The organism is Spirosoma luteum DSM 19990 (assembly GCF_000374065.1).
Taxonomy (GTDB): Bacteria; Bacteroidota; Bacteroidia; order Cytophagales; family Spirosomataceae; genus Spirosoma; species Spirosoma luteum.
On the sequence record NZ_KB893276.1, the window covers coordinates 21,445 to 31,391 of the forward strand.

10 protein-coding genes and 1 pseudogene are annotated in these 9,947 nt (G+C 50.5%); 3 read left to right on the plus strand and 8 right to left on the minus strand.

Annotated features, from left to right (window positions below):
* Positions 1 to 5 precede the first annotated feature (5 nt).
* The gene (locus tag B156_RS32435) at positions 6 to 137 is read left to right on the plus strand and encodes a hypothetical protein (RefSeq protein WP_018621785.1); all 132 of its coding nucleotides are present in this window, start codon (positions 6 to 8) and stop codon (positions 135 to 137) included.
* Between the two features lie 64 nt (positions 138 to 201).
* Here B156_RS32435 and B156_RS32440 read toward each other — a convergent pair whose 3' ends face one another.
* Positions 202 to 336 (minus strand): hypothetical protein, encoded by a 135-nt coding sequence (locus tag B156_RS32440; protein ID WP_281167532.1) that lies wholly within the window; start codon positions 334 to 336, stop codon positions 202 to 204.
* Positions 323 to 499 (minus strand): hypothetical protein, encoded by a 177-nt coding sequence (locus B156_RS0121165; RefSeq protein WP_157627124.1) that lies wholly within the window; start codon positions 497 to 499, stop codon positions 323 to 325. Before B156_RS0121165 ends, B156_RS32440 begins: the two co-directional genes overlap by 14 nt.
* A 144-nt stretch (positions 500 to 643) precedes the next feature.
* Here B156_RS0121165 and B156_RS31005 point away from each other — a divergent pair.
* Both B156_RS31005 and B156_RS0121175 read left to right on the plus strand, forming a co-directional pair.
* Positions 644 to 841, plus strand: a pseudogene (locus B156_RS31005) (SDR family oxidoreductase); the annotation flags it as partial.
* A gap of 113 nt (positions 842 to 954) precedes the next feature.
* Entirely contained in the window at positions 955 to 1,692 is a 738-nt protein-coding gene (locus tag B156_RS0121175; protein WP_018621788.1) for an OBAP family protein, read from the plus strand.
* A gap of 150 nt (positions 1,693 to 1,842) precedes the next feature.
* Here B156_RS0121175 and B156_RS0121180 read toward each other — a convergent pair whose 3' ends face one another.
* From B156_RS0121180 to B156_RS0121205, 6 genes are all read right to left on the minus strand, one after another.
* Positions 1,843 to 2,142, minus strand: coding sequence for a hypothetical protein (locus B156_RS0121180; RefSeq protein ID WP_018621789.1), 300 nt, complete (start codon positions 2,140 to 2,142; stop codon positions 1,843 to 1,845).
* Positions 2,143 to 2,172: 30 nt separating this feature from the next.
* Complete coding sequence (locus B156_RS0121185; RefSeq protein ID WP_018621790.1) at positions 2,173 to 4,146, minus strand: cytochrome c oxidase subunit I; 1,974 nt, start codon at positions 4,144 to 4,146, stop codon at positions 2,173 to 2,175.
* Positions 4,147 to 4,908: 762 nt separating this feature from the next.
* Complete coding sequence (locus tag B156_RS29635; protein ID WP_018621791.1) at positions 4,909 to 5,082, minus strand: YciE/YciF ferroxidase family protein; 174 nt, start codon at positions 5,080 to 5,082, stop codon at positions 4,909 to 4,911.
* Positions 5,083 to 5,144: 62 nt separating this feature from the next.
* On the minus strand, positions 5,145 to 6,278 hold the full coding sequence (locus B156_RS0121195; RefSeq protein ID WP_018621792.1) for a glycoside hydrolase family 130 protein: 1,134 nt from the start codon (positions 6,276 to 6,278) through the stop codon (positions 5,145 to 5,147).
* Between the two features lie 11 nt (positions 6,279 to 6,289).
* Positions 6,290 to 7,045, minus strand: a complete 756-nt coding sequence (locus B156_RS0121200; RefSeq protein ID WP_018621793.1) for an SDR family oxidoreductase — start codon at positions 7,043 to 7,045, stop codon at positions 6,290 to 6,292.
* A 40-nt stretch (positions 7,046 to 7,085) separates the two neighbouring features.
* Positions 7,086 to 9,350 carry a hypothetical protein gene (locus B156_RS0121205; RefSeq protein ID WP_018621794.1) on the minus strand — a complete coding sequence of 755 codons (2,265 nt, stop codon included), beginning with the start codon at positions 9,348 to 9,350 and terminating at the stop codon, positions 7,086 to 7,088.
* Positions 9,351 to 9,947 lie beyond the last annotated feature (597 nt).

Consider the following 9,947-nt stretch of genomic DNA (forward strand, 5'->3'; position numbering starts at 1 on the left):
AGACTATGGAAAATCAGGAACCTCAGGAAACAACACTGGATCAAACGGATTACGATTCAACCGAATTCGATTCAGCAACCACCAACGATGAAGCAGCCGCCATGGAGTCGGGTGTTGAACTAGACGACGATGCATAAGACTGGCTGCCGGTTTGCGTATAGCCAGTGTCCGACTGGGTTGGTCAGGCCCTGGCTATACTACTTAATCATCCAATTCCATTACGGCGGCATCGTATTCATCTGTCCGCTCCCCATCTCCCGACAGGCCACCGGCTAAACCACCAGCGCCCAGGATGGTGGAATCGTCGTCAGGTAGTCTTTCATCACCCCTGCGCACGCATTACGTTCTCTGCAGCAGTCAGGTTATCGTCATCGCTCATGGCAGCGGTACCCTGTGGTACATCGATGGTGTGTTCTTCGGCACTGGCTTCGTGAGTCAAACTGGCGGCTGTCGCAGCATCCGTCTGATTCGGGCTGTAATACTTTTTATGTGGGTTCATTGTGATAGTCGTTTTGAACTTCAGTACGTCTTTATTGTCATGCATAACTCCTGTTTGGCAGAAAGGGAATAAGACGGGTTTTAAAAGTGAGGATTTGAGCCCTTCTCCAGGCATAGGCCGTTTAAGGGAATGGTCCGGAGCCAACCAGGCCCGATCTGGACTCCGCTTATCCCCTCAACGATGGAGCCCGAAAAAGTAAAAACCTTTGGCCAGAATGTGCCCCTCAAACGGGCCGGGCAGCTTGCCGAACTGGCTCCTGTTTATGTCCTACTGGCCTCCAGCGATTCCAGTTATATGACGGGGAGTACCGTTCAGGTGACCGGCGGCTCACCAACGATCTAACGGAGTTCAACAGCCCCATAAACGCTATAGGTGATCAGGTTTTGGTAAAAACAATCCCTGATTCCAAAATTGTATTAATGAATCTTTAGCAACCTTAGCACTAATCTCCTGCAATGAAACACATATTGATAGGTGCCTGCCTGGGTCTGGTGATGCTGGCTTGTGGAGGGGGTAATACGCCATCCAACGTAACTTCACCTGGCCGGGCCAAAACAGCCAAAACAAACGTACTTGAGGCTGGAGCTGCTGCTCTTCAGGCAAAAAAGCCAGTCGATAAACTGGAAACGTATCTGGATGGCTTTCATTTTTATAACGGTCACATGGAGAGCCAGATGGAAGCGCATCACTACTGCGCCAAGCTGAATGAAGACCTTACCCAGTGCGTTATCTTTGATGGCAATGGCGATAGTGCCAAACTTATGGGTGTGGAATACATTGTTTCCGAGAAGCTATTCAAGACCCTGCCATCCGATGAAAAAAAGCTTTGGCACAGTCATCAATACGAGGTAAAAAGTGGCACCCTGGTGGGCCCCGGACTGCCAGAGGTGGCGGAACATGAGCTAATGGAAACCATTGTAAACACCTACGGAAAAACCTGGCATACCTGGCATACCGATCAGGATTTGACACTTCCCTATGGGAGTCCGGCTTTAATGATGGGCTTCACCCAGGACGGTCAGCTCCACAAGGATTTGGAACAAGCCCGCGACCATCGGTTTGGCTTGTCAACTGCCGAAAATAGAAAGAATCGGGCCGACATTATCGCACGCCCAGTCCTGCCCGGTGCTAATGCCTGGCAAACCGGTGATGCGGTTCAGTTGCCCGCCCTAACAAAGCGAGAACATCACTAACGGTAAAGCCTACGTTAACCATACTCCTCCCTGGTTTACAAAAACCAGGGAGGCTTACCACTAATCGGGTTTGTTGCTTATAGTATTCAGTTGATATGAGCACCGAGCGAACCAGTCCTGGTATCGTGAATACGACACGGGCGAGCTTGCCTATGAATAGTGTGTCTGTTGGTTCCTTCGCATAGATTCAAGCAGATTAAAAGGTCGCCTGCATAAAAATTGATCGGTTAGCAAAGCAACATCCTGTTCATATTGGCTGGCCTCTGCTAACGTGTTACATTCCCCCAGCAGCACACGTTCATAGGCCGCCTGCATCTGCTCAATATGCGTGGCTAGATGCAGATACATAGCTTTCCAGTACAACAACTCCAGCTCGGTAGCCGATTTTTCTTCGGGGTCAATCCCGAGCAAGTAACAATCGGCTAAAATAGAATTGAACGAAGAATCCATACCAGAGGAGGTAATTAACTCGTGTACGTATTAGTGTGGTTGGGCAAACTGATCGTTGAGATTCTGCGCTTCAATTGCTTTTTCCAACGGAATCTGCTCATTTTCATTCGGTAGGTTAGACTCGGGCGTTTGTGAGTACGGAACGTTCTGTGGAATAAAGTCCTCTCTGGCGCCCGGCTTGCTATAATCATACGGCCAGCGGTAAACTGCCGGAATTTTACCTGGCCAGTTGCCATGTCCGGGATGAATGGGAGCTGTCCATTCCAGCGTGTTCGACAGCCAGGGATTTTGCGTAGCCCTCCGCCCCTTGAAGATACTGTACACAAAGTTCCAGATGAAAATCCACTGAGCCGTGAAGGTGATAATAGCCGCTACGCTAATGAACGCGTTCATGTCCGCGAAAATATTCTTGGTAAAATCGTAGCTCGTAAAGGCGTAATAGCGACGCGGGAAACCGGCAATGCCAATGTAATGCATGGGGAAGAAGACCAGATAAATACCCGTAAACGTGAGCCAGAAATGAACATAACCCAGCCTGTCATTCATCATCCGGCCAAACATCTTCGGAAACCAGTGATACGTTCCGGCCAGCAAGCCAAACGCCGAAGCCGCACCCATGACCAGGTGGAAGTGGGCCACCACAAAATATGTATCGTGTAGCTGAATATCCAGGGCAGAATTACCCAGAATGATGCCCGTTAAGCCCCCCGAAATAAAGAAAGACACAAACCCAATGGCGAACAGCATGGCGGGCGTAAACCGGATATTACCGTGCCATAGGGTTGTAATGTAGTTGAAGACTTTCACCGCTGAGGGAACGGCAATGATCAGCGTCAGGAACATGAAGACTGACCCTAAAAACGGGTTAAGCCCGGATACGAACATGTGATGCGCCCAGACAACGAAGGATAAAAAGGCAATGCCAATCATGGACGCAATCATGGCCCGATAGCCAAAAATGGGTTTGCGGGTATTGGTGGCCATAATTTCGGAGGTAATCCCAAAGGCAGGCAGAATTACAATATAGACCTCGGGATGGCCCAGAAACCAGAATAAATGCTGGTACAGAATAGGACTACCACCAATATTCGGTAATGCTTCGCCTTTGATATAAATCTCAGAAAGATAAAAACTTGTTCCGAAACTTCGGTCGAAGATGAGTAGCAAAGCCGCCGATAAAAGAACTGGAAAGGCAATTAAGCCCAGAATGGCCGTCAGGAAAAAGCCCCAGATGGTAAGCGGAAGCTTATTAAACGACATCCCGCGCGTGCGCAGGTTAATTACCGTTGTAATGTAGTTAATGCCGCCCAGCAACTGAGAAACAATAAACAGCGCCATACTTATTAACCACAGGGTCATTCCTAACTCCGAGCCTCTATGCGACTGGGGGAGGGCATTCAGGGGTGGATAAGCCGTCCATCCCCCGCCGGCCGGGCCGGTCTGGATAAACAGCGACGAAAACATAACCAGGCTGGCTAAAAAAAAGAACCAGTACGAGAGCATATTCAGGAACCCCGATGCCATATCTCGGGCACCAATCTGTAAGGGAATGAGGAAGTTGGAGAACGTACCACTCAATCCGGCTGTAAGCACAAAGAATACCATAATGGTACCGTGCATAGTTACCAGTGCTAAATAAAAATCCTGATCCAGTTGGCCGTCCTCATTAATCCAGCCGCCCAGAATAGGGCGAAGAAACTCAAGCTTCATACCCGGAAAGCCTAGCTGAAGCCGAAACATGACGGAAAAACTAATGCCAACAACCGCCCAGAAAATGCCCGTAATCAGGTATTGTTTGGCAATGGTTTTATGATCTTCGGAAAAGATATACTTCTGCCATTTACTTTGCGGATCATGTTCAGTATGAGCGGCATCATCACCAGCGGTGCCAGTGCTGAGGTCATCAATTCGGTGTTTGACATTACCTGCTCGCAGGTTGCCATAGCCCGTAGTCAGCCAGCCAATAAAAATGGCAGCAATAACGAATACGCCTGTAAGTACCATGGGGTTATATAAGTTTATGAAAGGTTGATGCAGGTGAGGCAGACTACAGTTGCCCCATAAAGTGCCCTGATAGAATTTGTGTACTATTCCCTGTTGTGTCGATGCGGTTGTCTATACGCTGGATGGAGACTCCTTACCAGATGGAATCGATGAATTGATCAGCCGTTTTTGCTTACTTTTCTTTTTTTTAACCGGTTGCAAACGCATCTGACTGGTTTGTTCCCTGCGTTAGGTACGTCAATAGTATTGCTCCAATGATGACCCCGATAGTGCCGTAAAGCACATTTAGTGCTGTTTCCATTCCCTGATTTATGTTTAAGAGGATCTATGCAGCCTTATGCCGCATGAGCGGCTAATCAAGGATGCGCTTTATGCACTAACCTCCTGAAGAGTGAGGTCAGTTTAAGAATTGATTGACCTGTGAGGGAATGGAGTATTGGCCGTAAATGGTATAGACTGTTACTAAAAAACAGCAGCAGTCTATACCAGCGGGTAAGGAAAAGATTGTTGATGCAGACGCGCCCTCAACCGCCATTAGCGTGGTAAAAAACTGAATCCAACGCGTACCCGGCAACAAATCGTTACGCTTAAACCAATGTTAAAACGGTGCCGCACCAGTAAAAAAGCGCCCGTATCGTAAAGCGATGCGGGTGCTCACACAGAAGGCAGTTGGTTATTCGTGCCGATGGCAACCAAACCGGAAAGCTGCTTGGCTGATTTTTATTAAACAGCGACTACCTGCCACTACTCATCACATTATCTTTACGATTGAGCCGCTTTCTGGTTTATAGAACTGGTTGCAATAGTGGTTAGCTTCTCATCGGTTTGTTTTTCTTCTTCCAGGGTTTGTTCCAGCAAATCGGCGATCTGACTTTGACCCGCTTGCTGAGCCAGCGTGCGGGCTGTTCCATAAGAAGCAATTTCGTAGTGCTCCATATTCTGGGCTGCTTATCAACATTACGTTGCTAAAGTCGGGGGTATTCTGAAAAGTGCTCCGACTAGTCAGTCCCCGGAGCGAAGACGGTTTTGGGAATATGGGTAATCCGGCAGGCCAGATCGCATTCCCCGGAAGCAACCACGTAGTACTCACCCGCATCGACCAGACCAGTGGTGAAAACCACGTCGGTCAGATACAGTTGATGGCTGATGGGTTCGGTCAGCGCCGGATTCGCTTCGAGCACCGGTTTAGTATCCTCCAGATGCAGAATCCGGGTGGGGTTCTGTGCATCCAGCAACGCCCAGAACGTACGGTAAATGCCGACGACTCCCTGCAATTCTACGCCGTGATAGAGCATCAGCCAGCCCTGATCGGTCAGGATCGGTTGCGTACCTCCACCCAGTTTCATGGTGGAGGCCGACCCCTTGCGGGCACGAATGAACGGCTCATCGAGTGGCTTCCAGTGCAGCCCATCCGGCGACTGAGCTACATTGATTGTTGTTCCTGGATAGTATTGACTGGCCGGACGGGTGGCAAAATACAAATCGCCGAGGGGCCGGGTGAGGGCAAAAAACTTCCCATCGACTTTGCCCTCAAAAAACACCATATCCTTGTTCTGATGATCCAGAATGATCCCCTGAAGTTCGTAACTGAGTCCATCGGTTGAGGTGTACAACGTAGTGGAGTGACGCTCTGAACTTACCGAACAGGTTGTCATGTAATACGTATCGTTAATCTTGCTGATCCGCGCATCTTCAACCCCGTACTCTTGATAGGTTCGCTGGGGGGCAATAATTTTGTCGTAATGAATCTGAACCACGCTGGTGCCATCGGGCGATAGTTCTACCGGCAGCAGCCACGACAGGGAGGTGAGTGCCATCACTTTATACGGGTTTCCAAGCAATTGGAATTTGCGGGGATCAGCCGCATTCACGCTGTTGAGTGGATACGTGTCGAGCTGATAACCCGCTTCGGCATCCCAGCGAATGGCATGAATAGTATTGCCAATAATGGGCTGATTAAGTGCCTCGGCTACCCGGATCATGATGAGTAGATTGCCGTTGGGCAGCCGGGCCAAACCCGGATTAAAAGCGCCCAGTACATACGTATCGACCTGAATGGACTGGCGTATCGGAGAATAACTCAGGTCAATATCATTGGGCGAAAAAATGAGTTGATCGACCGAAAAAGCCATGTCCCTACCGATTAAATGAGTTGTAAATGAGGACGTATCTGTACTGAAACGACATCGCAACGTTTTGGCTGAGTCAGGATATAATGCACACAAACAGCAATATCTTCGGCACGTAGCATGTCGCCTTTCTGCTGCCGCTCCTGTTCTTTCTCGGGCGTGGTTTTCTGCATATCCGATCCCACAGCGCCCGGCTCGACCAGGCTAATTTTAATTCCCTGCTGATTGATTTCTTTCCGTAAGCTTTCGGCAAATCCCTGAATGGCCGATTTTGTCGCTACGTAGACCGAACTGCCTGCTTCCCGAACGTCGGCACTCATCGAACCAACCAGCACAATATGGCCGTGCTGTTGGGGCTTCATTCGGTTCAGCGCTTCTTTGGTTGTTGCCAGATAGCCGATCAGATTGGTTTCGATCACGTAGCGCCAGTCTGAATCGGCCATTTCGTCAATCGACTCGCCACTTAAGGCGGCACAATTGATCAGTATATCCAGCCCGCCCAGCGTTTGGTCAACCAGTTGAAACACCCGATGAATATCATCCGCGCTGGCGCTGTCGGCCACGATTCCCTCCGCCCGGCTACCCATTTGCCGGATGGCCGCGAGCACCTCATCCAGTTGTTCCTGATGCCGTCCGAACGTAACAATGTTGGCTCCGTATGAACTCAGCAATAGCGCAACAGCCCTGCCAATACCGGTGGTGCCGCCGGTAATCAGAATTCGTTTGTCGGTCAGTGACTCGACCGCTGTGTGTGGGTTTGGTTGTTCCATTTCGTTGTTGTTTGATTGATTAGCGGCTGTTTACTATTCTTTATTTCGACCACTCTACCCGCAGCCGGAGGTTCCCCGGCACCCGGTATTCCTGATAGTGTTTATCCTGCTCAATGGGTTTGAACGGCTTTCCGGAATCATCATCTTCATCCATCAGTTGCACATTGGATAGCTGCCGTCCTTTCGTCAGTAAGCGCACCCGGCAGTTATAATCGGCAGTACCAGTCAGCCGAAAAATGGCGTAGCCACTGTCTTTATCCGTACGCTGGTATTCTGCCTGGTAGATGGGGTAATCGCAGTAAATAATTACCGGTACGTTTTCAAACCGCTTATAGGCATACGTAGCGAGGATGTAGGCCAGGGCACCCCCGTAGACTTCCTGCCCTACAGTACCCGCCTGCTTCCAGCCCGTCGAAATGTCTTCCAGCGGAATGGGTAAATCGGGAGTGATATGGCCTTCGCGGGGTTCCTGGCTGAGCATATCCGGTGGCAGTTCGGTCGGAAAATAATACCGGCCACGATGCAGCAGATACCGGGTGAATTCGGAAAACAACACCCGAATTGGCTCGGGAACATCCGTGCCCACTTCCTTCAGGTAGTTGAGCATGGTAGCCATTATTTCGGCTTCTTCATAAGCGGCCAAATATTCGGCGTCCTTAAGCGGAGCTACGCCCATGAACGTACTGCGCAACTGACCAGCCCCGAAACTGCATTCCCAGATCCACATCCGGGCAATCACGTTGGCAATGCTCAGCCGACTCATGTCGAAATACAGGCGGTTGCCGGTAATTTTCCAGAGCTTAGCCAGCGACAGGGCGCTCATAACGGTAATGTTCGATTGGTAAAGCAGTTCAAAGCCTTTTCCCCGGAGTCGTTCGGCCGAGCGTTTCGCTTCGTCCAGGTAGCGCGGATCTTTGGTGGCTTCGTAGGCCTGAATCATGACGTGCGTATACAAGCCTGCTACGTCGATCTCTCCCCCTTGTCCTTCGCTTGTTTCGGCCTTGATGATGGCCAGGGTCCGGCTGTCGTAAAAAACTGGCCAGTTATAGCCAAATTCATGAGCCGCTCCAATCACAAATTCCAGTGAGCCGAACAGTAGGTCTTTGGCGTCGGCATTTCCTTTTTCGGCCAGGCGGCCCAGGTTCATGAGCGTATGCAGCAGATACCAGGAATCAACTTTGTTATGATCCTCTTCTTCGCTGTTCTCTCCTTCGGCAAATTTTTCTCCCGGCAACCACCGCACAAGCGTTGATTTCCTGTCGTCGAAGAAGGTCGGGATATTTTTTTGCAACTGGTCGACTAAGGGTACGGGCTTTTCCAGCCACATCTGATACTCCCAGAGTGGTACCAGAATAGCCAGTTGAACCATGCTTTCGGGTGGCTTCTGGGTGGCGCCAACGTAGGCGTTGAGGTAGAACCGGTTTTTGATACGCCGACCACAATCGGGTGATTCGGTCAACGCCTGCACGGTACGTTCAGCGGCTTTTGGCCAGTCAAAATAGTCGGTATCCGGCCTGGGCAACCGTTTGTAAATGCAGGCCATAGCGTCCAGAAACTGGTCAGCGGCTTCAAACTCACTGGCTGGTATGGTTTCACTCAGATACAGAAACGCATCCGAAATCACCACTTCTTTGCCTGCTTTGAGGGGCTGTTCGGCCGTTGGCAGGGCAAATCCGATCTCGGGCCACTGGGCCGTTACGCTACCCGATGGGTCGGTATGCGTCGTCTGGCAGTAGTCATTGAGGGCCGTCAGGTTTTGAAAGTAAAATGCCGTCCCTTCAACCGGTTTGGTTACCGATAGATAGGCCAGTCCGGACGTCGGGCCATTCTGGGTGACGTAAAGCATGCCCTCCGTGGTGGTTGGATCGAAGTCTTCATCGAGCACATACACATCCCGCGGAAACGCCTGGACTGTAAAATCCTGCTGCGGCTTCAGCGACGTCGTATACCGCAGCACCATCGGTTCGTCAACGCACAGTTCGAGGTTGACCTGAAAAAGCCCCAGTGAACCGTCGATGTGGTAGTCAGCCGTGGTTTCGGTTTTCTTATGCAGCTTGACGGAATGAATCGTTTGCGGATCGAAACAGGTGCGTATCGCCAGTTTTCCCGCTGTCGCAAACGTGTACATGATCCAGAACGAGTTGGGTGTCAGGCTGGTTTGTAGCTGACCCCTGCCAAACTGCCAGGGAACATCCTGGACGTTGGTTGCCTGTTTCAAATGATCCTGCAGCCCGCTTACCCATTGCGACGTTTGTTCGGCTTTGGTGAAGGGTTGCCAGTAATCAATCGTATGGGTTGATGCCATTTAGTGACAGGGATAGGTTACCCGAAGTCAACTACCCCTGCCCCCCGGGGACTGCAAGTCCAGTTCGAAAGTAAGGCAATGGTCCTGGCTACAGGAAAATGGTTAGTGAGTCAATCCGCTTGCCAAAGTGTCATCTCTTTGCTGCCTAGTCCTCACCAAAGTGATGTCAGACAAATGACTGGACTGTCGGAGCAGTCGCACCAAAACGGCAAACGATAATTGCGCCGAATGGTGGCCTCTGGTCCGTACAGATCGTCCATACTACGGGAAGTTGATGGGGTGGTAACTGCTAAAAAGGTCGACAATAAAAAAACCGTCAGCCCTGTTCAAAGACAAGCTGACGGTTTTCCCCTTCCGGGTAACAGCGGAGATTAACTTCGCCTACTGATTGCCATTCCGATTGTTCGAACTACTACTTCCCGAACCATTGCTACTGGTACCGTTACCGCTCGAACTGCTGCCNTTNATGNTGCCCCCGCTTTTGCGATTTTTGTTCTTGCTACCCGATTTTCTGCCCCGACTCATGGTGCCCTGCCCCGAAGTGCTTCCGCTCGACTGGCTGCCTACCGTAGCCCCCGATGAGGAACCACTCGTTCC